The following is a 23,006-nucleotide window of genomic DNA, read 5'->3' as shown; positions in this document are numbered from 1 at the left end:
CCGTTCAGGACTGGGCGAAGGCCGCCCGCTCGTCCCGTTCGCGCTGCGCCTCGCGCTGCTTGGTGACGATCGAGGCAACGACCACCCCGATGGCGACGACACCGATGAGGATGGTGCAGATCGCGTTGATTTCCGGCGTCACGCCCAGCCGCACCTGACTGTAGATCTTCATCGGCAGCGTCGTGGCGCCCGGTCCCGTGGTGAAACTCGAGATCACCAGATCGTCCAGCGACAGCGTGAAGGCGAGAACCCAGCCGGAAAACACCGCGGGCGCGATGACCGGAAGGGTGATCGAGAAGAAGGTCGTGACCGGCGTGGCGCCGAGATCGAGGGCTGCCTCTTCGATCGACCGGTCGAAGCTGAGCAACCGCGACTGCACCACCACGGCAACGAAGCACATGGTGAAGGTGATGTGCGCCAGCGTGATCGTCCAGAAGCCGCGGTCGAGACCGATGGCAACGAACAACAACAGCAGCGACAGGCCGGTGATCACCTCGGGCATGACGAGCGGTGCATAAACCATGCCGGAAAACAGCATGCGGCCACGGAAGCGCGTGTAGCGGACGAGCGCCAAAGCCGCGAGCGTACCGAGCACGGTGGCGAAGGTCGCCGAGATCAGCGCGACGCGAATCGTCACCCAGGCAGCATCGAGCAGCGCCTGGTTATGCAAGAGCTGCGTGTACCACTTGGTCGAAAAGCCCGCCCAGACGGTGACGAGCTTCGATTCGTTGAAGGAGAAGATCACCAGAAGCACGATCGGCAGGTAGAGAAAGCCGAAGCCGAGCACGATCGAGGCGATGTTGAAGCGTGACCAGTTGCCCATGTCCTACCTCCCCTCGCTGTCGGCTTTGGCCTGGGCGTTCTGGAAGTAGACGATCGGCAACACCAGGATCAAAAGCAGGATCGTCGCCACGGCCGAAGAGACCGGCCAGTCGCGGTTGGCGTTGAACTCGTTCCAGAGCGTCTTGCCGATCATCAGTGTTTCCGAACCGCCAAGCAGGTCGGGGATAACGAATTCGCCGACGGCTGGGATGAAGACCAGCAGGCAGCCGGCGACGACGCCCGCCAGCGACAGCGGGAATGTCACGCGCCAGAAGGCGGTAAACGGCGTGCAGCCGAGGTCGAGCGCGGCCTCCGTCAGGGTGTGATCCATCTTCTCAAGCGACGAATAGATCGGCAGCACCATGAAGGGCAGATAGGAATAGACGATGCCGATATAGATCGCCCAATTGGTGTTGAGGATGATCAGCGGCTGGTCGATGACGTTGATGCTCATCAGGAACTGGTTGAGCAGCCCCTCGGGTTTGAGGATCGCGATCCAGGCGTAGACGCGGATCAGGAAGCTCGTCCAGAAGGGCAGGATCACCAGCATCAGCAGCGTCGGGCGAATGGTCTTCGGCGCTTTCGCCATACCGTAGGCAACCGGATAGGCGATCAGCAGCGTCAGCACGGTCGAGACGCCCGCGATGATGACGCTCGACACATAGGCGTTGAAGTAGAGGACGTCTTCCGTCAGCCAGACGTAGTTGTCAAAGGAGAATTCCCGCGCCTTTTCAAGGATGCCGGACAGGCCGCCGAAGAGATCGAAGACCGGCGTATAGGGTGGCATGGCCACCGCCGTCTGCGACAGCGAGATGCGGAAGACGATGAAGAAGGGGATCAGGAAGAAGAACAGCAGCCAGGCATAGGGGATGATGATGACGAGGCGGCTGAAGAGGGCGGATGCGACACGGGTCATGGCCTCAATCCTTCAGAACGACGCCGGCGTCTTCGCCGAAGGAAACCCAGACCTCCTGGTCGTAGCCGAGCGGATCCTCGACCGCGCGCACCGCGTTGAGCGACGAGGCCTTGATCACGCGTCCGTCCTTCAGGCGCACGTGGAAGACGGTCATGTCACCGAGATAACCGATGTCCCAGATTTCGCCCTGAACGGTGTTGACGGGCGCGTGCGCCGGCGGCTGGCGGCTGACGCGGATCTTTTCCGGGCGGACGGCGACGGCGGACTTGCCGCCGGCAGCCGGCGTCTCGGGCGATGCCATGCGGATCGGGAAACCGTTGGTGCCCTCAAGGCGCACATAGCCGCCCTCGGCGCCGGAAACAGCGCCCTCGAAAATGTTGACGTCGCCGATGAAGTCCGCGACGAAACGGGAGTTCGGCGCCTCGTAGATTTCGGCAGGCGTCGCCACCTGAATGACCTTGCCGTGGCTCATCACCGCGATGCGGTCGGCCATGGTCATTGCCTCTTCCTGGTCGTGGGTGACGACGACGAAGGTGAGACCGAGTTCCTGCTGCAGATCCATCAGTTCGAATTGGGTCTCCTCGCGCAGCTTCTTATCGAGCGCGCCGAGCGGTTCGTCGAGGAGCAGCACCTTCGGCCGCTTGGCAAGTGAGCGGGCAAGCGCGACACGCTGGCGCTGACCGCCCGAAAGCTGGTGCGGCTTGCGCTGGGAGAACTTTTCGAGCTTCACCAGCTTCAACATCTGGGCGACGCGCTCGGCAATATCCGCCTTCGGCATGCCATCCTGCTTCAGGCCGAAGGCGATGTTCCTCTCCACGTTCATATGCGGGAAGAGCGCGTAGGACTGGAACATCATGTTGACCGGACGCCTGTAGGGCGGAATCCCGGCCAGGCTCTGTCCGTCGAGAATGATCTCGCCCGACGTCGGCTGTTCGAAGCCGGCGAGCATGCGCAGAAGCGTCGACTTTCCGCAGCCGGACGCACCGAGCAGCGCAAAGAACTCGCGCGTATAAATATCCAGCGAAAGGTCGTCGACGGCGGTGAAATCGCCGAACCGCTTGGTCACGTTCTTAAAGGAAATGAATGGCTTGGAAGCGGGATCCGCCCAAGGGGCAAAGGACCGCCGGATACTGCCGAGAGACTTCATCATCTATCCCCGAATGATACAGCCGATGGGCACTCTCGTTTTCCCCGGTGCCCCCTTAAGAAAATTGCCCGGATTTTGAGGTCCGGGCAATTCGTTTTCCGCTCTTACTGGCCGGTTACGACCTTTGTCCAGAGTCGGGTCAATACCCTCTGCTCTTTCGCCTCGAAGGGCGTCACCGTGAACAGTTTCTGCATCACCTCTTCCGTCGGGTAGATGGCGGTATCTTCCATGACGGCCTTGTCGAGGAACTGCTGCGAGGCCTTGTTGCCGTTGGCGTAGAAGACATAGTTCGATGCCTTGGCGACGACCTCGGGCTTCATCATGTAATTGAGGAAGGCGTGCGCCTCCTCGACGTGCGGTGCATCAGCCGGGATCGCAAGCATATCGAACCACATCTGCGCGCCCTGGGACGGGATCGCGTAGTCGACGGTCACACCAGCCTTGGCTTCGGCCGCACGGTCGCGGGCCTGGAAGACGTCGCCGGAAAAGCCGATTGCAAGGCAGATGTCGCCGTTGGCGAGCGCGTTGATGTATTCCGAGGAATGGAACTTGCGCACATTGGGGCGGATGCTCGCCAGCAGCTCAGCCGCCTTTTCGAGATCGGCCGCCTCGTGGCTATCCGGGTTGAGGCCGAGATAGGCGAGCGCCGAAGGCATCACGTCGGTCGGGGAATCGAGGATGTGGATGCCGCAATCCTTGAACTTCGCCGCCAGTTCCGGCTTGAAGATGACGTCCCAGTTGGGCTTCTCGTCCGTGCCGAGGATCGCCTTCATCTTGTCGACATTGTAGCCGATGCCGGTGGTGCCCCACATGTAGTCGATGGCATAGTCGTTGCCCGGATCGTACTTGGCCGTACGCTCCATGATCACGTCCCACATATTGGAAAGGTTCGGCAGCTTCGACTTGTCGAGCTTCTGGAACACGCCCGCGGCGATCTGCCTCTGCAGGAAGGTTGCCGTCGGCACCACCACGTCGTAGCCGGAGCCACCTGCAAGCAGCTTCGTCTCCAGGATCTCGTTGGAATCGAAGACGTCGTAGACGACCTTGATGCCGGTCTCCTTGGTGAAATCTTCCAGAATGCTGCTGTCGATATAGTCCGACCAGTTGTAGACGTTGACCACGCGCTCCTGCGCCGAGGCCAGCATGGTCGAGCCGGCCAGAACGGCTGCCGCCAGGGTTGTGACGATGAGCTTGGACATACAACTCCCCTCTTGGTTTTTTCGTATCGGGCCCGGCACGCCGGGACACCGTCCAATCCGCTTCGTTCAGGCCGGAGGTTAGGCATCTTTCTCGATAACCTCAAGCGCTTTCGTGCCGATAAGAAGCGCCGCCCTGTGGGCTCATCAGTTTCACAAGTCGAAGAAAAACGGGCACTTATGGCGCCTTGCTTTCAGCCTGTCGCCTTCGACCCGGCCGCGGCGGCACCGTTAACCATAGCTTTGCCGCCTCTGTACGGACCGCCATTTACGATTGATTAACCATGATCGCCATGCGATTTTCCCGACAGTTGCGGTTCAGGATCTCAGGTGTCGTCATGGGTGAGCAGATCGTCGGCGGGAAAAGCCGCAGGATCGATCCGAAGCAGTTGAAGCGCCTGTCGGTGCTCGAGCCGCAAAAGGCCCTTGCGGCAATCGCATTCGACTGGGCGATGATCGCAGCAGCCATCGCCGTCAGCGAGTATTTCGGCAATGTCTTCGTCTACCTGATTGCCGTGGTGCTGATCGCCGGACGCATGCATGCGCTCGGCTGCATGATCCACGAGGCGGCGCACTATCGCATCATCCGCAACCGGAAACTCAGCGACTGGATGAGCGACCTGCTGCTCGCATGGCCGGTGCTGGCCACGGTCGATGGCTACCGCCAAAACCATCTCGCCCACCATCAGTACGCCAATAGCGACGAGGATCCGGACTGGACAGCGAAGCTCGGCATGCCGCAATTCACCTTTCCGCAAAAGGTTGCGCGCGGCGTCACGCAATTGCTCGGTTACCTCGTCGCGGTCAATTCGCTGCGCGACATGCTGCATATGGCCAAACGCATGGGCAAGAACGACCGTTCAACGCTGCAGTACAAGCTGCTGCGCGTCGGCTTCTACGTCGCAGCCGCCGCGATCTTCACGCTCTTCGGCATCTGGCGGGAAGTGGCGCTCTACTGGGTGGTGCCGTTCCTCACCTTCTTCTGCCTGTTCCTTTATATACGCAGCGTCGCCGAGCATTTCGGCAGCATGGACTATAGCGACGAACTGACGAGCTCACGCACCGTCTATCCGCACGCCTGGGAGAAGCTGTTCTTCGCGCCCCACAACATCAACTACCACCTGGAGCACCATCTGTATCCCGGTGTGCCGTTCTACAATCTACCGGAGCTGCACGCGGTCCTGATGCGCAACAAGGCCTATGCGGACACGGCCCATATCACCCGCGGCTATACTACCGGGCTACCGGCGGAATGCTTTGCCGCGAATGCGCCGCTTCTGCCCAACCAGCACCCCGTCAGCTACTGAAAATCGAAAACGCTGAGCCCGGTCGCCATCTCATCAAGTCCGAGCGGCCGGGTAACGGGCGGCTCGGCACGCGCCAGGCAGCCCTGGCGCTCGCAGAGCCGACAGCCGGCACCGATTTCGACCGCCGGCAGCAGCACCGAACCGTAGACGGTCTCGTCGGCAAACGAAGCTTCGCAGCCTAGAAGCAGGGCTGTGCGCCGGACGCGCTCGTGGAACGCCGCCTGCGGACCCTCCAGCGTGCGTGCGATGGTCAAGAACGCAGCGCCGTCGGGCATCTCGACACGATCGACCAGAAGCTGGCCCGGCACTGAGAAGGCGGCATGGATGTTGAGCTTGGGACAGCCACCGCCGAACTTTGCCTGAGGGAAGCCCGATGCGCCCGCCCTCCGCAAGCGGTGGCCGGCATTGTCGATCTCCATCAGGAAGAATGGCAGCCCTTGGGCGCCCGGCCGTTGCAGCATGGTCAGCCGGTTGGCCGCCTGTTCGAAGGAGACCTGGAAACGGGCGCGCAGGACATCGATGTCGTACTTCGCCCGTTGTGCGGCGGCTAGGAACGCAGCATAGGGCATCATCAGCGCATGCGCGCCATAGCGCGCCAGCTCGAAGCGAGCGATACGGCGTGCCTCCGCGGTCGAAAGCCGTAACGCCCCAAGCTCGGCCGTGATCGCCTCGTGGCAGGCAATCGACACGGCCTCCATCGCGATCTCGCGCAACTGGTCGTAGGGCGACAGCCGCTCGGAAACGAAGAGACGCATGGAGTGCCTGTCGAAGCGACGGCGCAGGTTCGGCATGGCATGGACCGGCAGGCTGCGCACGACGAGGCCATGCTCCTTCTTCAGCCAGGCCTTGAGCGCGCCGATGAGATCATCACCCGGCGAGAGCGCCTCGTGGAAGGCTTCCGCCGCCGCCTCGATGCCGGCAAAATAATTCGGCCGCCCCTCGAAGGTCTCGCGTACCTCGTCCATGGGCAACCGTGTGCCCGAAAGCGCCTCCATGTGCCCCTGCCCCGCCAGGAGGTCAGCCAAGTCCTTGAGGCGCGCTGCCTGCTCGCGATAGGCGCGATAGAGCTTGACGACGCCGCCGGCAGCATTGGGGGCCGCTTCCGCCACCTCGATCAGCTCCTGCTCTCCCGGCAGCTCGGCCGACAGCAGCGGATCGGCGAAAACCTCGCGCAATTGCGTGAGGCTGCCGCCGGTTTCGCCCTGCAACTCGTCGAGGTCGACCTTGTAGACCGAGGCAAGCTTCAAAAGCAGCTGCACCGTCAGCGGCCGCTGGTTGCGCTCGATCAGATTGAGATAGGACGGCGAGATACCGAGGGCCTCGGCCATGGCCGTCTGCGTCAGCGACAGGCCGTTACGAATGCGCCTGACCCGCGGGCCGGCAAAGATCTTGTTCTCGGCCATTTGTAACTACCTTTACAATCCGCTCAACGCAGGGCGCTTTACATTTTTTACAAATTTACTTCGCCGCCCTGTCAAAGGCAAGACAAGATAACCCTTTTGATCTCTGCAAACCACCGTTTCCAATAGCCGAATACTGCAGCGCAATGTAAAAACTGTCACATGAACTCGAAACACAAGTCGCCATACGACAAAAGTCGAATGGGTGTTTGATTTTGACAGGAGGAAGTAATGACTGATTTTTACAAGCTCGTTCCCAGCGCACCGCAAGGCCGCTTTGATGGCGTCGATCGCCCCTATACCGCAGAGACCGTGAAGCGGCTACGCGGGTCGGTCGAGATCCGCTATTCGCTGGCCGAAATGGGCGCGAACCGCTTGTGGAAACTCATTCACGAAGACGACTTCGTCAACGCGCTCGGCGCACTTTCGGGCAACCAGGCCATGCAGATGGTGCGCGCCGGCCTGAAGGCGATCTACCTCTCCGGCTGGCAGGTCGCAGCCGATGCCAACACCGCTTCGGCCATGTATCCGGACCAGTCGCTTTATCCGGCCAATGCCGCGCCTGAGCTTGCCAAGCGCATCAATCGCACGCTGCAGCGCGCCGACCAGATCGAGACCTCAGAAGGCAAGGGCCTTTCGGTTGACACCTGGTTCGCACCGATCGTCGCCGATGCCGAAGCCGGTTTCGGCGGCCCGCTCAACGCCTTCGAGATCATGAAGGCCTTCATCGAGGCGGGCGCTGCCGGCGTCCACTACGAGGACCAGCTTGCTTCGGAAAAGAAGTGCGGCCATCTCGGCGGCAAGGTGCTGATCCCGACGGCAGCCCATATCCGCAACCTGAACGCGGCACGGCTTGCCGCCGACGTCATGGGCACGCCGACGCTGGTCATCGCCCGCACCGATGCGGAAGCGGCAAAGTTGCTCACCTCCGACATCGACGAGCGCGATCGCCCCTTCGTCGACTACGATGCCGGCCGCACGGTCGAAGGCTTCTACCAGGTGAAGAACGGGCTTGAGCCCTGCATTGCCCGCGCCATCGCCTATGCGCCGCATTGCGACCTGATCTGGTGTGAGACCTCCAAGCCGGACCTGGAACAGGCCCGCAAGTTCGCAGAGGGCGTGCACAAGGCGCATCCGGGCAAACTGCTCGCCTACAATTGCTCGCCGTCGTTCAACTGGAAAAAGAACCTCGACGACGCGACGATCGCCAAGTTCCAGCGAGAGCTGGGCGCAATGGGCTACAAGTTCCAGTTCATCACGCTTGCCGGCTTCCACCAGCTGAACTTCGGCATGTTCGAACTGGCGCGCGGCTACAAGGCACGGCAGATGGCCGCCTATTCGGAGCTGCAGGAGGCGGAATTCGCCGCCGAGGTCAACGGCTACACCGCGACCAAGCATCAACGCGAAGTCGGCACCGGCTACTTCGACGCCGTCTCGATGGCGATCACCGCCGGCCAGTCCTCGACAACAGCCATGAAGGAATCGACCGAGCACGATCAGTTCCGCCCGGCCGCAGAGTGAAAGCCCGGCGGGAGCGTGGCAATCCCTGCCCGCTGCGCTCCTGCCGACCCCTCGCAAGTGAAATGGATGCGGGCGGAAAACCGCAAGCACCTCCAGCCTCGAACCTCAAGGAGAAGTCCAATGACAGTCCAGACACGCGTCAAGGAACGGGCCGAGGAACAGTCTTCGGCGATGACCCCGGACCAGCAGGCGGCAATCCGCATGGTCGCCAACGACCTGCACCGCCTCAACCAGTCCGTCATGAAGGCCGTCGATGCCGGCGTTTCGGTCGAGCTCGTGCGCTCCGCCCGCCACCACGGCGGCGAAGGCAACTGGGGCGACCTGCTGATCCCGGTTATCGTCACCCAGGGCCGGCCATGATGCTCGCCACAACGCTGTTCGCGGCGATCCTGCTGTCGCCGCTAGTGCTCCGCCGCACAGCTGTGGCCGCGAGCGTGAAAGCAACCAAAAGTTGATTTCACCGAAACCGGTTGAAAGTGGGAGAAATTGGAATAGCCGGCTCTTTGCCGGCTATTCTGCGTTGTCAGGATGGCAGCGCACGCAACGAATGCTTGTCACCGCTATTTCAGGTTGATCGAACCCGTGATGCCTGACTATATTAGGCATACCTGTCTTAGGCAAAGGCACGCATGTATCGCTCGACGAAGCCTGCAGATACCGCCGAACTGACGGAGCTGATCTACGGCGCCGCCTTTGGCGATTGCGGCTGGCAGGATTTTCTCGACCGGCTGACGACGACCATGCCCGATGGATGCTCTGCGCTCCACTATCATGACCTCACAGCGCCAGCGTCGTGCGTGCCCTATGTCTCCGGCTTTACCTCTGATGCCATCGACCAGTTCAACGATCACTTCGCGGCGATCAATCCCTGGATACCGAAATCGGTTCTCGTGCCGGTGGGCCGCGGTCTCTCCGGCGAGCATATCGTCTCGCGCTCGGAGCTGATGAAATCGGAATTCTACAATGACTGGCTGAAGCGCCAGACCGGCAGCGAGACCACCGTCGGCGTGACCATCGTGCGCAGCCCGACGCGGACCCTGCTCGTGTCGACCTGCACCTCGTCGACGAACGCGGAACTCAACCAGCAGGCGGCCGATCAATACACGCTTCTCGCGCCTCACCTGAAGCGCGCCTTCGACTTCCTGCGGCGGCGCGACCTGATGATGGCCGAGCAGCATGAGGGCCGGACCCTGCTCGATACGATCGGCGTCGGCGTGATTTATGTGGGCGGCAATCTGCGCATCCGCTCGATGAACCACAATGCCGAGCGAATGGCGGCGAACGGCTCACCGTTCCGGGTCGCGGTCAACGGCCGCCTGCTCATGGACGAACCGGAAACCAATGCGGCGCTCGAGCTTCTGGCCTCGCCGGTCGGCGCACCGGCACAGCCGCAACTGCGTGTCGTCAGGACCGCGGAGCACGGCGCCTTCCGCATTACCTTGGTGCGGCGAAGCGCCAGCATCTTTACCGAACTTCTCGACGGACCGACTGTGGCGGTTCTGGTCGAGCCTGCGACGTCGCTGCTCGGCGATCTCAGGCACGACCATCTGAAGGACAATTATGGTCTGACCCCCGCCGAAATCCGCATCGCCTGCGGTATCGCCGCCGGCCTGACGCTGAAGGAAATGTCGCAGGCCAACGGCGTCAGCTATGAGACGATCCGGACGCAGCTCAAAAGCATCTACGCCAAGACCCGGGTCAACTCGCAGGCGGCACTCGTCAAGCTGCTGATGCGCTGACCCATATACAGAAAAGACCACGGCGGTAGCGTTCCCAGCAGCAGGGTTCAGTCCTTGCTCCGCCTCAGCTGCGGCGCGGTCGCTTTCCGGCAAAGATGTCCACGTGACTACGCAACAGCCTGGTCATGCGGTCGACAACCGTTCGTATTTCCTTGCGGTGCCGATCCTCATTGTTCATGACGATCCATTGCCGGTGCCGGAGCGCCGGGATCTCCTCGCCGGCGCGCTCCAGCATCGGATCGAGATCGCCGACGAAACAGGGAAGCACCGCACAGCCGGCGCCGGCGCGGGCGAGATCGAGCAGCGAGCGCGGCCGTGTGACCGTGGCGACGATCCGCCCCTCCCAGCCCCCTTTCACCTGCTCGTGCGGCCAGCGCAGATAGGCGGAGATCGCCTCCTCCTCGCCGACGGCCACCCAACGCGCGCTCGCGCCCGACGGCGCGTTCTTTTGACGATAGGCGGCATAGGCGACGTCGCCGACCGGACTCGCCGCCAGATAGGCCTCCTCGGGCTCGAAGGCGCGGATGCCGATATCGGTCTCGCGATAGGCGAGGCTGGCGCGTGTTTCGCCGACCGTGATCGCCAGACTGAAGCCGTCCCTTTCGGTGCAGAGCGCCGGAAAGTTCTCCGCCAGCAGCCAGGCGATCCAGGTACCGACGGTGATGCGGACCGTTACGCCCTCGCCTTCCTGCCGCCAGCTCTCGACCCGGCGCGCCGCCGATTCCATTTCCTGAAGCTGCTCGAACAGCAGTTCACCATCGCCGGTAAGCTGGTAGCCGGTCTGGCTGCGCAGAAACAGCGCGCGGCCCGTGCGCTCCTCGAGTTCCAGCATCCGCCGGCCAACGGTCGCCGGGCTGGAGCCGAGCGCCTGCGCCGCTCCGGTGAGCCCACCAGCGCGCGCCACGCTCATGAAACAGCGATAGATATCCCAATCCATGTCTTTCATCGGTGAAAAACATAGAGCGATATCCGATGTATGTAAAACTAGTTTTGCTGCATAAAAGAAGTGATGCCCATCAACTAAGGAGCATCACTATGGAAATGATGGCAATGGTCTACATCGCCGACATGGCCCTGAAAACGCGCCGCTGGGACGAGGATTTCGATCCGAAACCGCCCGGCCTTCTACGTCGGGCCTTCACAACACTCGCGGCCGCGGTCACCAAGCGACGCAAGAGCAGCCTCTACGCCGATAAAAAAAGCACCGCGAAGCCCTGCGGCCACGCGGTGCAATGTTAGCCCCTGCCCTTGTTATATCGCACGGCACCGGTTGCCGTACTTTCGGCTGGCGGCGTTGCCTGCCGCCAGCGAAACCGTCTACCGCACGCCTCAGGCCGCCCGGTAGTTGTCGTAGTCTTCCGCCGCCGGCTCCAGCCGGAACTGCTCGACCAGCATCATCAGCGTGTCGGCCTGGTTTGAGAGCGCGCGGCTCGTCGCCGTCGCCTCTTCCACCATCGAAGCGTTCTGCTGCGTCATCTGGTCCATCTGGTTGACTGAGCCGTTGACCTCGTTGAGCGCCACGGCCTGGTCGCGGCTGGCAGTCGCGATCATCTCGACGTGCTGGCTGACCGTGACGATCTGGGCGCTGATCGAGGCCAGCACTTCGCCGGTTTCCTTGACCAGGTGCGAGCCGGCATTGACCTCGTTGGTCGACTTGTTGATCAAGCCCTTGATCTCGCGCGCAGCTTCCGCCGAGCGCTGGGCCAGTTCACGCACTTCCTGGGCGACGACGGCAAAGCCCTTTCCGGCTTCACCCGCCCGTGCCGCCTCGATGCCGGCGTTCAGCGCCAGGAGGTTGGTCTGGAAGGCGATGTCGTCGATCACTTCGATGATTTGCTCGATCTGGCGCGAGGCCTCCTCGATGCGTCCCATGGCGGCGATCGCGTTGGTGACGACGGTCGCCGAGCTATCGGCGCTGCGTTTCGTCTGGATCACCGCATGGTTGGCTTCGCCGGCACGCTCGGCCGAGGAACGGACGGTGACGGTGATCTGGTCGACGGCGGCCGCCGTCTCTTCGAGGGAGGCGGCCTGGGCCTCCGTGCGCTTCGACAGCGAGTCTGCCGCATGGTGCATGCTGGAGCCGCTCTCCTGGATCGCCTGCGCATTGGCGCGGATCTGGGCGAGCGTGTCCTGCAGGCGGATCAGCGAACCGTTGAAGTCCTGGCGAAGCTGTTCGAGGCGACCATGGAACGGCACGTCGATCTGGCGCGACAGGTCGCCCTGGGCCAGGCGGCCGAGGCCAGCGGCAAGCTCGCTGACGGCGAGATCGATCTGGCGATCGAGCTCGCGCTTTTCCTGGTCGTTGCGGCTACGCTCGATTTCGGCGCGGCTGCGCTGCTCCTCGCTTTCCGCTTCGATGCGGACCTTGGAGAGCGCGTTCTCCTTGAACACGCCGAGCGCACGAGCCATGTCGCCGATTTCGTCGCGGCGACCGTCGCCATCGATCGTCGTGTCGAGGCGGCCATCGGCGAGACGACGCATCGCCGCGGTGATCTGACCGATCGGCTTCTTCAGCGTCAGCGTCAGCGCGATGCCGGCCAGAAGCGCGATGACGACGCCGGCAACGGTGGCGGCAACCGAGATCTGGTTCGCCTCGTTGCGCTCGGTCCCGGCGGCAACCTTCTGCTGTTCGGCAAATTCGGTGAGATCGGTCCAGATCTGGTTGATCGATTGTCCGGCGGCGTCGAAGTCCGCGGTGCGCTTGACCGTGATTTCGACAAGCGCTGCGGCATCTTTCTTCATCGCGGTCAGGATCGGCATCAGCGTGTCGGCGATCTTGTCGAAGGATGCGCCGTCGCTTGCGACACCGCGAAGCGTCGCCATGTTCTGCTGAACGGCGAGCGACTTGTCGAGCAGCTTCTGGCGATTGCCCTCGTTCGTCTGCCCCATGAAGGTGGCGGCGGAAATCTGGATATCGGTGATCGACGACGACAGCCTGCGGGTAGCGGTCAGAACCGATTCCGTCGTGACGATCTGTTCGTCGAGTTCGGCGAAAATCCGCGTGGCGTCGCGCATCTTGCCGACGGAAGCCGCTTCCAGGCGGAAGCTCGCAGTGCGGAAGCGGTCGACATATTTGGAAATGCCGGCAAGCGTTTCCGGTCCGGCGGGCGCCTTCAGGATCGAGCCGATCTCGCTCGAAGCCGAGGTGATGGTCTCGGTGAGCGACTTCTCGTCCTTCGGCAGCAGGCGGAAGATGTCACGCTCGGTGCGGCCGATCATCGGGAAGCGTTCCTTGACCGCCTTCAGCTTCTCCTCGACGGTGATCGCCTTGCTCACTTCGGTGCCGAACTGGTTGAAGAAGCGGCTTGCGCGCATCAGCTTTTCGGCTTCGCGCAGCATGGTCTTGGCGGCGTTCTCGCTCTTGCGAACGGCGTATTGCAGGCGGTTCGACTCTTCATTGATCTTGGCGCGCTCGATCAGCAAGGCGTCGAGGTTCGAGCTCATTGCCGTGCGCAAGTCCTGCTCGCCAACGTGCAGCGTCCAAAGGCCGCCAATGCGGGCCTCGATGTCGCTGGTCGCCGCGATCGCCGCCTTCAATTCGTCCTGGCCGTTCTGGCCGGCAACCTGTGCAGCGGTATCGGCGAGCACGTCCTTCTGCGCCGAGATCGTCGACTGCACGGCATCACGTGTTTCTTCGGTTGTCGAATGCAGGAAGGCGTTCATGCCCGCATAGACATCCTTGAAGCCGCTCAAGGTCTGCAACACGCTGTTGGAAATCTCCATGCGTCCCTGAAGCAGGCCGGATGCATAGAGGCCGGTGATACCGACGGCACAGATGCTGACGACGAAGGGCAGGATGAAAAACAGCACCTTTGTCTGGATCTTGAAGCGGGCAAGAATTCTATCGATGAACATGGAAAACACCTTGGCTCGCAGCTCGCATTCGCCTCCCCCGACGGCTCACTACGTCTTCGCACTCAACGACAAGGCGTGAATGTGCGAACGATCGAGAGCCACCCGATGCGCAAACAGGCTGATGTTTTTCGAAAAATCATGCGGCGCACACCGCCAGTCCGTCGGCAATCATTGCGGATCCACGGCGCCACTCCTCGGCAACGTGAACCTGACGAAACTCACATCGTCACACTATCTGTTTTGAACGATTAAAATTTGTATAAGCGCGTTCCGCCCGCGACAGAAAATCCGTAGGCGTGCGCGGACGCGTCAAATGCGCCCGAGAGACGGCCGCTCAGGGCCGATCCCCTGAACTCAGAACCAAAGAGCCGGGAGGGCTGCGAGGGCAGCAACGGCAAAGAATGCAATCAAGGCGAGGCGCGTGAGCACGGCCTTCTGCTGACGGCTTTCATCGGTGCGGGCGATCGCGATGGCGCGGGGACGGCGGCGGATTTGGTTCATGGCATCCTGTCCTTGTCACATTGACCGGCAACGTTCGGTCCGGATGACCCACATTGCCTGTCACAGTTATATTGCAGCCATGCCGTGGCGGAAGAAAGTCAAAAAATTAGAAACAGTGTTATTTCCGTTTACGCGACAATCCGATCCACCAACTGCCGGCTGTGCCGACAAGGATAAAGGTTCGGCGAGATACATTAACAATCACTGAAGCTCGATCCGCCAAAAGCGGGGAGATCAGGCGTCCTGGCCGGCCGCAAAGCCCGATGCCCAGGCCCATTGGAAATTGTAGCCGCCGAGCCATCCGGTCACATCGACGCACTCACCGATAAAATAGAGCCCCGGCACCGCCTTGGCCTGCATCGTCTTGGAGTCGAGCCCGTTGGTATCGACGCCGCCAAGCGTAACTTCGGCCGTCCGGTAGCCTTCCGAACCGGCTGGCTTGATGGTCCAGGCCTGGATCGAGGTAGCAAGCTGATTGATGGCCTTATCCGAGAGGTCGGCAAGCTGGCGCCCGGTCAGCTTTGCGCCGTCGGCGAAAAACTGTGCCAGCCGCCGCGGCAGGATATCGCCGAGCGCCGTCTGCACCGCCTGTTTGCCGTGGGTGCGGCGGATTTCTTTCAGGATCGCGGCAATGTCGATGTCGGGCATCAGCCTGAGCACGATCTCCTGCCCTTCGCGCCAATAGGAGGATATCTGCAGGATCGCAGGGCCGCTCAGGCCGCGATGGGTGATCAGCACCGCCTCGCGGAACGCCGTCTTGCCGGACCGCGCTTCCGCATCTGCGGCAACGCCGGCCAGTTCCCCGATCGCTTCGAGCTGCGCCGGGTCGAGCGTCAGCGGCACGAGACCGGGCCGCGTTTCTATGAGCCCGAGACCGAACTGCTCGGCGATCCGGTAGGCAAGCCCGGTCGCCCCCATCTTCGGGATCGACTTGCCGCCGCTGGCAACGACCAGCGACTGCGCATCGATCGGCCCCTCGCCCGTCATCACGCGAAAACCGGCACCATGGCGCTCGACACTCTCGATCGTCGTTTCGAGGCGAAGATCGGCATGCACGTCACGCATTTCGGAAAGCAGCATCTTGATGATGTCTTTCGCCGAATGGTCGCAGAAGAGTTGGCCGAGGGTCTTTTCGTGCCAGGCTATGCCATGCTTTTCGACAAGAGCCAGGAAATCGCGCGGGGTGTAGCGCGCCAGCGCCGACTTGCAAAAATGCGGGTTGGTCGACAGGAAGTTCTTCGGTCCCGCATGGATGTTCGTGAAATTGCAGCGGCCGCCGCCGGAGATGCGGATCTTTTCGCCCGGCGCCTTGGCATGGTCGAGCACGGCCACGCGGCGGCCGCGCTTGCCCGCCTCGATGGCGCACATCATGCCGGCGGCACCGGCGCCAATGATGACCACATCTGTCTTTTCAGCCACGAAACACTCCGCTCGTTTGTCCTTCCATTCCGGGGGCAAAGCAGAAAGTCAATGATCAAGCCCATCTAGCCAATTGCCAATCTGTGGTTATGATGCGCTATCCGAAGCCAAAACCGGTGATTTATGCCCTCCAAGAGAAGTGCTGCCCAACAAACAACGAAAATCAGCAAAACTTCGAAAATACCTCCCGCCCTCCACTCCCTCCGAGGTGTAAAGACCTGGAAGGAAGCCACGGACTGGCTCAAGATCCGCGGCATCGAAGACGTCGAATGCATCACGCCCGATCTTGCCGGCGTTCCGCGCGGCAAGATGATGCCGACCTCGAAGTTCACCTCCAATACCTCGCTGGCGCTGCCGTCCGCCGTCTATCGCCACACGATCTCGGGCGAATATCCAGACGAAACCGGCCAGTTCCGCTACGATTCCCGCGACAGCGACATCAAGCTCGTGCCCGATCTCTCGACCCTTTCGGTCGTGCCCTGGGAGACCGACCCGACGGCGCAGGTGATCTGCGACATCGTCGGCTCGCAGGGCGAACAGATCAGCTACACGCCGCGCAACGTGCTGAAGCGCGTGGTCGATCTCTACAAGCAGAAAGGCTGGAAGCCGGTCGTAGCACCCGAGATCGAATTCTACCTCGTCGCCACCAATGACGATCCGGATTATCCCCTGCATCCACCGAAAGGCCGCTCCGGTCGCTCGATTCTCGGCGGCCAGGGCTATTCGATCGCCGGCATCAACGAATTCGACGAACTGATCGACGACATCTACCACTTCTCGGAGAAGCAGGGTCTCGAGATCGATACGCTGATCCACGAAGAAGGGCCGGCGCAGCTGGAGATCAACCTACGCCATGGCGATCCGATCGAGCTGGCCGACCAGGTGTTCCTGTTCAAGCGCACCATCCGCGAGGCGGCGCTGAAACACGGCATCTACGCCACCTTCATGGCGAAGCCCATGCAGGGCCAGCCGGGCTCGGCGATGCACATTCACCAGTCGGTGGTCGAGATCAACACCGGCCGCAACCTGTTCTCCAACCCGGACGGTTCCGCATCGAAGGAATTCTTCCACTTCATTGGCGGCATGCAGCACTATGTGCCGCGCACGCTTGTGATGATGGCGCCCTATGTGAACTCCTTCCGCCGACTGACGCCCGACATGTCGGCGCCGGTGAACACCGCCTGGGGCTACGACAACCGCACCACCGCCTTCCGCATCCCGGTGTCGGAGCCGGTCGCCCGGCGTATCGAGAACCGGCTGCCGAGTTCAGATGCCAATCCCTATCTGGCGCTCGCGGCCTCGCTTGCCTGCGGTTATCTCGGCATCATCGAACAGCGCGAACCGACGGCGCCGACCGAGGACACGGCCAACGAGGGCGAGATCGACCTGCCCCGCGGCCTGCTCGAAGCCGTGGCCCTGCTGGAATCGGCACCGTCGCTGGCCGAGGTGCTGAGCCCGGAGTTCATCGCCATCTATGCCGGCGTCAAACGCGGCGAGTTCGAGACCTTCATGCAGGTCATCAGTCCCTGGGAACGCGAATTCCTGCTTCTCAACGTCTGACCTCAGAGGTTCTCCATGTCCTGGCAAAGCCCGATCTCGCCCGGTTATTCCTGGTATGAGGCGACGGTTCCGGATCGACCGGAGTATCCGGCCATGCCGGGATCGCGGAAAGCCAATGTCGCGATCGTGGGCGGCGGCTATACGGGATTGCAGGCGGCTTACAACCTTGCCAAGCAAGGCGTCGACGTCACCCTGATCGACGCCTGCCGCTTCGGCGACGGCGCCTCGGGCCGCAACGGCGGCCAGTTCGGCACCGGGCAACGCGCCTGGGCGGACGACACGGAAGAAAGTCTCGGCCATGAACGGGCGCAGGCACTGTTCGACATGGCCGAGAACGCCAAGCGTTACGTGCTCGATTTCGCGAACGGGAACGGGATCGACATCGAATTCGTGCCAGGCCAGCTCTCGGTCGGGCACAAGCAAAGCCTCGAAAAAGACTATCGCGACCATGCCGAAGCGATGGCGGCGCGCTTCGGCTATCCGCATCTGACTTTCATGGAGCGCGAGGAAACAGCAAGCCGGCTCGGATCGAACCACTACCACTTCGGCATTCGCGATGCCGGCACCGGCCATATCCACCCGATGAAGCTGCTGGTCGGCCTTGCGAAACAGGCAGCGCTTGCCGGCGCCAACCTTTTCGAGCAGACCAAGGCCCTGAAAATCGACCGCCAGGGTGGCGCGATCGTCATTGCCACCGACCGCGGCACCATCACCGCCGACCGCGTTCTCGTCGCCTGCAATGCCTATGTCGGCAACCTGGAGCCGGTGAGCGCCAGCCACGTCATGCCGATCCGTTCCTTCATCGGCGCGACGACGGTGCTTTCGGACCACCCTGATGTCATTCCCGGCGGCGAATCGGTCGACGATTCGCGCTTCGTCGTGCGCTACTTCCGGAAGTCGCGGGATGGGCGGCTTCTGTTCGGCGGCCGCGAAGCCTATACGGCCGATAATCCGCGCGACATCTCCACCCATATCCGCCGGCAGATCAGCGAGATCTACCCGCAGCTCGCCAATGTCGAGATCACCCACGCCTGGGGCGGCTCCGTCGGTATCACCATGCCGCGCACCCCCTTTTGTCGCGAGGTCATGCCGGGCGTCACCTCGATCGGCGGCTATTCCGGCCACGGTGTGATGCTCTCCAACTATTGCGGCAAGCTCTATGCGGACCTGGCGCTCGGCAAGGACACCGAGCTCGACCTCTTGAAGGCTCTGAAAATCCCGGCTTTTCCGGGCGGAACCCGGTTCCGCTCCGCCCTTCTCTTCTTCGCGCTTAGCTGGTACGCATTACGCGACAGGTTTTGAAAAACGCTTGCGGCGGCATTTTATTGCGCCGCACTCTAGCGCCTTTAAATCGATTAGATTATATGTGCCCCTGACCTGAACAGATCGAGATATCCCATGAGCAGCCAGATCATCCCCGTCGAACCATTTGACTATGTGGTGTTCGGGGGCACCGGCGATCTTGCGGAGCGCAAGCTGTTGCCGGCGCTCTATCACCGCCAGTTGGAAGGCCAGATCACCGAGCCGACGCGCATCATCGGCGCCTCGCGCGCGGCACTCAGCCATGAGGACTATCGCAAGTTCGCCGTCGATGCTCTGAAGGAACATCTGAAGGCGGAAGAGTACAAGGAAGAGGAAGTCGCGAAGTTCGCTGCACGCCTGTTCTACGTCTCCGTCGACGCCAAGTCCGACCAGGGTTGGGACTCGCTGAAGAAGATCCTCGAAGAGGGCAAGGAGCGCATCCGCGCCTTCTATCTCGCCGTCGGCCCTGCGATCTTCGGCGACATCTCCGAGCGCATCCGCGATCACAAGCTGATCACCAAGAACACCCGCATCGTCGTCGAAAAGCCGATCGGCCGCGACCTCGCCTCTGCGACCGAACTCAACGACACGATCGGCAAGGTTTTCCGCGAAGAGCAGATCTTCCGCATCGACCACTATCTCGGCAAGGAGACGGTGCAGAACCTGATGGCGCTGCGCTTTGCCAACGCGCTCTACGAGCCGCTGTGGAACTCGGCCCATATCGACCACGTGCAGATCACCGTGTCGGAAGCCGTCGGGCTTGAAAATCGTGCCGGCTACTACGACAAGGCCGGCGCGCTGCGCGACATGGTGCAGAACCACATCCTGCAGCTCGTCTGCTTCGTCGCCATGGAAGCGCCGACCTCGATGGACGCCGAAGCGGTGCGCGACGAGAAGCTGAAGGTTCTGCGCGCGCTGAAGCCGATCACCTCGTCGAATGTCGAGCAGGTGACGGTGCGCGGCCAGTACCGCGCCGGCGCTTCGGCCGGCGGCCCGGTCAAGGGCTACCTCGAAGAACTCGAAGGCGGCGTTTCGAACACCGAGACCTTTGTGGCGATCAAGGCGGAAGTCAGCAACTGGCGCTGGGCCGGCGTGCCTTTCTACATCCGCACCGGCAAGCGCCTTGCCGGCCGCATGTCGGAAATCGTCATCACCTTCAAGCAGATCCCGCATTCGATCTTCGACAACAATGCCGGCCGCATTTCGGCCAACCAACTGGTCATCCGCCTACAGCCGAACGAAGGCGTGAAGCAGTCGCTGATGATCAAGGACCCGGGCCCGGGCGGCATGCGCCTGCGCAGCGTCTCGCTGGACATGAGCTTTGCCGAAGCCTTCGCCGTGCGCAATGCGGACGCCTATGAGCGGCTGCTCTTCGACGTCATCCGCAACAACCAGACGCTGTTCGTGCGCCGCGACGAGGTCGAGGCCGCATGGAAGTGGGTCGATCCGATCCTGAAGGCCTGGGAAGAAACCGGGCAGCAGGTTCAGGGCTACACCGCCGGCACCTGGGGTCCGAGCCAGTCAATTGCGCTGATCGAGCGTGACGGCCGGACCTGGAACGACGCGATATAGGTGCGCCGATGACGTCTAAGCTTCATACATTCGAAAACGGCGCAGCACTGGCGCAAGGCCTTGCCGATGCGGTCAGCAGCGCTCTTGCTGCCGGTGTCGCCGCACGCGGCTCCGCAAGCATCGCCGTCTCCGGCGGCTCCACGCCCAAGGCATTCTTCCAGGCGCTTTCGAAGAAGGACATCGCCTGGGACAAGGTGACGGTGACGCTGGTCGACGAACGCTTCGTGCCGCCGGAAAGCGACCGCTCCAACCACGGCCTCGTGGCGGCCAACCTGCTTCAGGACAAGGCCGCTGCAGCAACTTTCCTGCCGCTCTACCAGGCGGCCCCGACAGCGGAGGCCGCGGCTGATCTCGCAAGCCGGGAAACGGCGAAGATCGGTGCACCGTTCGACGTGGCGATCCTCGGCATGGGAACGGATGGGCACACCGCATCGTTCTTCCCGGGCGGATCGCAGCTCGCGCGCGCCATCGATCCGGCAACGCCGCGCGGCGTGATCACGATGGAAGCCGAGGGTGCAGGCGAAACCCGGCTGACCTTTACTTTTGCCAGCCTTCAGGATGCGCGGCTTCTGGTGCTGCATATCGAAGGCGAGGGCAAGAAGGCGGTTCTCGCCAAGGCTGAAGATGCCGGCGACGAAAAGGACATGCCGATCCGCGCGATGCTGCGCCGCGCCGCGTCGCCGGTGCAGATTTACTGGGCGCCGTAGATCGGAATGATGTTGGGCCGAACCGGCCCGATAGGAACTTTGGAGACACGTTCAGCCGGTGGCGCGCTCCCGTCGGAATGGACAGGTGTTTCTGAGAAACGCCGGGACGCGGCTTGCGCTCTCCCAAGCTCGCCGCGCTCCGGACGATGACTGGATGAAGATGAGGAGTCTGAAGACTCCGGAACAGGATTTGTCATGTCCGCCGATTCCCGCATTGCCTCGATCACGGCTCGCATCGTCGAGCGCTCGAAACCCCACCGCGAGCCTTATCTCGATCGCGTCCGCCGGGCGGCATCGAGCGGTCCGCATCGCAGCGTGCTCGGCTGCGGCAACCTCGCGCATGGATTTGCGGTCTGTTCCCCCGCCGAGAAGGTGGCGCTTGCGGGCGACCGCGTGGCCAATCTCGGCATCATCACCTCCTACAATGACATGCTTTCGGCGCATCAGCCGTTCGAGACCTATCCGGCGCTGATCCGCCAGGCGGCAAGCGAGGCAGGTGGCGTCGCCCAGGTCGCCGGTGGCGTGCCGGCCATGTGCGACGGCGTAACGCAGGGGCAGCCGGGCATGGAGCTCTCGCTGTTTTCCCGCGACCTGATCGCCATGGCGGCCGGCGTCGGCCTGTCGCACAACATGTTTGATTCCACCGTCTATCTCGGCGTCTGCGACAAGATCGTGCCGGGCCTCGTGATCGCAGCGCTCACCTTCGGCCACCTGCCGGCGATCTTCGTGCCCGCCGGACCGATGACCTCGGGCCTGCCGAACGACGAGAAGGCGCGGGTGCGCCAGTTGTTCGCCGAAGGCAAGGTCGGCCGCGACGAACTGCTCGAGGCGGAATCCAAGTCCTACCACGGACCGGGAACCTGCACCTTCTACGGCACCGCCAACTCCAACCAGATGCTGATGGAGATCATGGGCTTCCACCTGCCCGGCGCCTCCTTCATCAATCCGGGCACGCCGCTGCGCGACGCGCTGACCAAGGAAGCCGCCAAGCGGGCGCTGGCGATCACCGCCATGGGCAACGAGTTCACCCCGGCGGGCGAAATGATCGACGAGCGCTCGATCGTCAACGGCGTTGTCGGCCTGCATGCGACCGGCGGCTCGACCAACCACACGATGCACCTCGTCGCCATGGCGCGGGCTGCCGGCATCGTGCTCACCTGGCAGGACATTTCAGAGCTCTCGGACATCGTTCCGCTGCTGGCCCGCGTCTATCCGAACGGGCTCGCCGACGTGAACCACTTCCACGCCGCCGGCGGCATGGGCTTCCTGATCAGCCAGCTGCTTCGCGCCGGCCTGCTGCACGACGACGTGCGCACCGTCGTCGGCCAGGGACTCGACGCCTACAAGATCGACGTCCGGCTTGGCGCCGACGGCAATGTCGAACGCGTGCCGACGCCGAAGGAAAGCGCTGACCCGAAGGTGCTTGCGACCATCGATCAGCCGTTCCAGCATTCGGGCGGCCTGAAAATGCTGACCGGCAATCTCGGCAAGGCCGTCATCAAGATCTCTGCCGTCAAGCCGGACCGTCACATCATCGAGGCGCCTGCCAAGATCTTCCACGACCAGGCCGAGCTCAATGCCGCCTTCAAGGCCGGCAAGCTCGAGGGCGACTTCGTCGCCGTCGTGCGCTTCCAGGGTCCGAAGGCGAACGGCATGCCGGAACTGCACAAGCTGACGACCGTGCTCGGCATTCTGCAGGACCGCGGCCAGCGCGTCGCCATCCTGACGGACGGCCGCATGTCCGGCGCCTCCGGCAAGGTGCCGGCAGCAATCCACGTGACGCCGGAGGCCAAGGACGGCGGCCCGATCGCTCGCATCCAGGAAGGCGATATCGTCCGCATCGACGCTGTTGCCGGAACGATCGAGGTGCTGGTCGAGGACATCGCACTCAAGACACGTGTGCCCGCGCATGCGGATCTTTCGGACAACGACTTCGGCATGGGCCGCGAGCTATTCGCGCCCTTCCGCGCGATCGCGGGTGCGGCTGATCAGGGCGCCAGCGTTCTCTTCCACTGACATAGAAAAGCGCCGCTCCCATTGGG

At 62.5% G+C, this 23,006-nt stretch carries 19 protein-coding genes; 10 read left to right on the top strand and 9 right to left on the bottom strand.

The genetic code is table 11. The annotated features are described in order from the left end of the window. Positions 1-4: 4 nt before the first annotated feature. The 4 genes from IB277_RS00815 to IB277_RS00800 form a co-directional block, all read right to left on the bottom strand. Complete coding sequence (locus IB277_RS00815; protein WP_090294938.1) at positions 5-823, bottom strand: ABC transporter permease subunit; 819 nt, start codon at positions 821-823, stop codon at positions 5-7. 3 nt (positions 824-826) lie between these two features. Further along, the gene (locus tag IB277_RS00810) at positions 827-1,738 is read right to left on the bottom strand and encodes an ABC transporter permease subunit (protein WP_034800826.1); all 912 of its coding nucleotides are present in this window, start codon (positions 1,736-1,738) and stop codon (positions 827-829) included. Between the two features lie 4 nt (positions 1,739-1,742). Then, a complete protein-coding gene (locus IB277_RS00805; protein ID WP_176960278.1) occupies positions 1,743-2,885 on the bottom strand; it encodes an ABC transporter ATP-binding protein in 1,143 nt (380 codons plus the stop codon). A 104-nt stretch (positions 2,886-2,989) separates the two neighbouring features. After that, positions 2,990-4,084 (bottom strand): polyamine ABC transporter substrate-binding protein, encoded by a 1,095-nt coding sequence (locus tag IB277_RS00800; RefSeq protein ID WP_034800823.1) that lies wholly within the window; start codon positions 4,082-4,084, stop codon positions 2,990-2,992. Between the two features lie 335 nt (positions 4,085-4,419). Between IB277_RS00800 and IB277_RS00795 the strand changes: the two genes are divergently transcribed. Then, complete coding sequence (locus IB277_RS00795; protein WP_176960279.1) at positions 4,420-5,388, top strand: fatty acid desaturase family protein; 969 nt, start codon at positions 4,420-4,422, stop codon at positions 5,386-5,388. Here the strand turns inward: IB277_RS00795 and IB277_RS00790 are convergent. After that, positions 5,382-6,791, bottom strand: a complete 1,410-nt coding sequence (locus IB277_RS00790; protein WP_060601926.1) for a short-chain fatty acyl-CoA regulator family protein — start codon at positions 6,789-6,791, stop codon at positions 5,382-5,384. The genes IB277_RS00795 and IB277_RS00790 overlap by 7 nt on opposite strands. A 228-nt stretch (positions 6,792-7,019) precedes the next feature. On the opposite strand from IB277_RS00790, the gene aceA reads away from it, so the two are divergent. From aceA to IB277_RS00775, 3 genes are all read left to right on the top strand, one after another. Then, entirely contained in the window at positions 7,020-8,309 is a 1,290-nt protein-coding gene (gene aceA, locus IB277_RS00785; protein ID WP_192370679.1) for an isocitrate lyase, read from the top strand. Between the two features lie 120 nt (positions 8,310-8,429). Beyond that, positions 8,430-8,669 (top strand): hypothetical protein, encoded by a 240-nt coding sequence (locus tag IB277_RS00780; protein WP_034800815.1) that lies wholly within the window; start codon positions 8,430-8,432, stop codon positions 8,667-8,669. 269 nt (positions 8,670-8,938) lie between these two features. Next, positions 8,939-10,048 carry a helix-turn-helix transcriptional regulator gene (locus tag IB277_RS00775; RefSeq protein ID WP_192370676.1) on the top strand — a complete coding sequence of 370 codons (1,110 nt, stop codon included), beginning with the start codon at positions 8,939-8,941 and terminating at the stop codon, positions 10,046-10,048. Between the two features lie 64 nt (positions 10,049-10,112). Here IB277_RS00775 and IB277_RS00770 read toward each other — a convergent pair whose 3' ends face one another. Further along, complete coding sequence (locus tag IB277_RS00770; protein WP_060583999.1) at positions 10,113-10,994, bottom strand: LysR family transcriptional regulator; 882 nt, start codon at positions 10,992-10,994, stop codon at positions 10,113-10,115. An 89-nt stretch (positions 10,995-11,083) separates the two neighbouring features. Here IB277_RS00770 and IB277_RS00765 point away from each other — a divergent pair, with 89 nt between their 5' ends. Further along, positions 11,084-11,287, top strand: a complete 204-nt coding sequence (locus IB277_RS00765; protein WP_090294944.1) for a hypothetical protein — start codon at positions 11,084-11,086, stop codon at positions 11,285-11,287. Positions 11,288-11,377: 90 nt separating this feature from the next. Here IB277_RS00765 and IB277_RS00760 read toward each other — a convergent pair whose 3' ends face one another. The 3 genes from IB277_RS00760 to IB277_RS00750 form a co-directional block, all read right to left on the bottom strand. Continuing rightward, entirely contained in the window at positions 11,378-13,903 is a 2,526-nt protein-coding gene (locus IB277_RS00760) for a methyl-accepting chemotaxis protein (RefSeq protein ID WP_192370674.1), read from the bottom strand. A gap of 354 nt (positions 13,904-14,257) precedes the next feature. After that, on the bottom strand, positions 14,258-14,404 hold the full coding sequence (locus IB277_RS00755; protein WP_089044690.1) for a hypothetical protein: 147 nt from the start codon (positions 14,402-14,404) through the stop codon (positions 14,258-14,260). 234 nt (positions 14,405-14,638) lie between these two features. Further along, a complete protein-coding gene (locus tag IB277_RS00750; protein WP_090294945.1) occupies positions 14,639-15,823 on the bottom strand; it encodes an NAD(P)/FAD-dependent oxidoreductase in 1,185 nt (394 codons plus the stop codon). Between the two features lie 123 nt (positions 15,824-15,946). Here IB277_RS00750 and IB277_RS00745 point away from each other — a divergent pair, with 123 nt between their 5' ends. The 5 genes from IB277_RS00745 (at position 15,947) to edd (ending at position 22,980) form a co-directional block, all read left to right on the top strand. Next, positions 15,947-17,383, top strand: a complete 1,437-nt coding sequence (locus IB277_RS00745; protein ID WP_034800800.1) for a glutamine synthetase family protein — start codon at positions 15,947-15,949, stop codon at positions 17,381-17,383. 15 nt (positions 17,384-17,398) lie between these two features. Continuing rightward, the gene (locus tag IB277_RS00740) at positions 17,399-18,685 is read left to right on the top strand and encodes an FAD-binding oxidoreductase (protein ID WP_090294947.1); all 1,287 of its coding nucleotides are present in this window, start codon (positions 17,399-17,401) and stop codon (positions 18,683-18,685) included. Between the two features lie 96 nt (positions 18,686-18,781). Next, on the top strand, positions 18,782-20,257 hold the full coding sequence (gene zwf, locus IB277_RS00735; protein WP_060516507.1) for a glucose-6-phosphate dehydrogenase: 1,476 nt from the start codon (positions 18,782-18,784) through the stop codon (positions 20,255-20,257). Positions 20,258-20,265: 8 nt separating this feature from the next. Continuing rightward, positions 20,266-20,964: a 6-phosphogluconolactonase gene (pgl, locus tag IB277_RS00730; protein ID WP_090294949.1), complete on the top strand. Its 699-nt coding sequence runs from the start codon at positions 20,266-20,268 to the stop codon at positions 20,962-20,964. A 195-nt stretch (positions 20,965-21,159) separates the two neighbouring features. Further along, positions 21,160-22,980, top strand: coding sequence for a phosphogluconate dehydratase (gene edd, locus IB277_RS00725; RefSeq protein ID WP_034800791.1), 1,821 nt, complete (start codon positions 21,160-21,162; stop codon positions 22,978-22,980). Positions 22,981-23,006: the final 26 nt, after the last annotated feature.

The organism is Ensifer sp. ENS07 (assembly GCF_014852185.1).
Lineage (GTDB): Bacteria > Pseudomonadota > Alphaproteobacteria > Rhizobiales > Rhizobiaceae > Ensifer > Ensifer adhaerens.
This window is presented reverse-complemented; position numbering and strand designations above follow the sequence as displayed.

What these genes read in the sequence shown, in the direction of transcription:
- IB277_RS00755 (WP_089044690.1), bottom strand. Translation starts at nt 14,404, where the DNA reads ATGAACCAAATCCGCCGCCGTCCCCGCGCCATCGCGATCGCCCGCACC.
- IB277_RS00770 (WP_060583999.1), bottom strand. Translation starts at nt 10,994, where the DNA reads ATGAAAGACATGGATTGGGATATCTATCGCTGTTTCATGAGCGTGGCG.
- IB277_RS00795 (WP_176960279.1), top strand. Translation starts at nt 4,420, where the DNA reads ATGGGTGAGCAGATCGTCGGCGGGAAAAGCCGCAGGATCGATCCGAAG.
- aceA (WP_192370679.1), top strand. Translation starts at nt 7,020, where the DNA reads ATGACTGATTTTTACAAGCTCGTTCCCAGCGCACCGCAAGGCCGCTTT.
- IB277_RS00810 (WP_034800826.1), bottom strand. Translation starts at nt 1,738, where the DNA reads ATGACCCGTGTCGCATCCGCCCTCTTCAGCCGCCTCGTCATCATCATC.
- IB277_RS00790 (WP_060601926.1), bottom strand. Translation starts at nt 6,791, where the DNA reads ATGGCCGAGAACAAGATCTTTGCCGGCCCGCGGGTCAGGCGCATTCGT.
- zwf (WP_060516507.1), top strand. Translation starts at nt 18,782, where the DNA reads ATGAGCAGCCAGATCATCCCCGTCGAACCATTTGACTATGTGGTGTTC.
- IB277_RS00745 (WP_034800800.1), top strand. Translation starts at nt 15,947, where the DNA reads ATGCCCTCCAAGAGAAGTGCTGCCCAACAAACAACGAAAATCAGCAAA.
- edd (WP_034800791.1), top strand. Translation starts at nt 21,160, where the DNA reads ATGTCCGCCGATTCCCGCATTGCCTCGATCACGGCTCGCATCGTCGAG.
- IB277_RS00765 (WP_090294944.1), top strand. Translation starts at nt 11,084, where the DNA reads ATGGAAATGATGGCAATGGTCTACATCGCCGACATGGCCCTGAAAACG.
- IB277_RS00740 (WP_090294947.1), top strand. Translation starts at nt 17,399, where the DNA reads ATGTCCTGGCAAAGCCCGATCTCGCCCGGTTATTCCTGGTATGAGGCG.
- IB277_RS00760 (WP_192370674.1), bottom strand. Translation starts at nt 13,903, where the DNA reads ATGTTCATCGATAGAATTCTTGCCCGCTTCAAGATCCAGACAAAGGTG.
- IB277_RS00780 (WP_034800815.1), top strand. Translation starts at nt 8,430, where the DNA reads ATGACAGTCCAGACACGCGTCAAGGAACGGGCCGAGGAACAGTCTTCG.
- IB277_RS00775 (WP_192370676.1), top strand. Translation starts at nt 8,939, where the DNA reads ATGTATCGCTCGACGAAGCCTGCAGATACCGCCGAACTGACGGAGCTG.
- pgl (WP_090294949.1), top strand. Translation starts at nt 20,266, where the DNA reads ATGACGTCTAAGCTTCATACATTCGAAAACGGCGCAGCACTGGCGCAA.
- IB277_RS00805 (WP_176960278.1), bottom strand. Translation starts at nt 2,885, where the DNA reads ATGAAGTCTCTCGGCAGTATCCGGCGGTCCTTTGCCCCTTGGGCGGAT.
- IB277_RS00800 (WP_034800823.1), bottom strand. Translation starts at nt 4,084, where the DNA reads ATGTCCAAGCTCATCGTCACAACCCTGGCGGCAGCCGTTCTGGCCGGC.
- IB277_RS00815 (WP_090294938.1), bottom strand. Translation starts at nt 823, where the DNA reads ATGGGCAACTGGTCACGCTTCAACATCGCCTCGATCGTGCTCGGCTTC.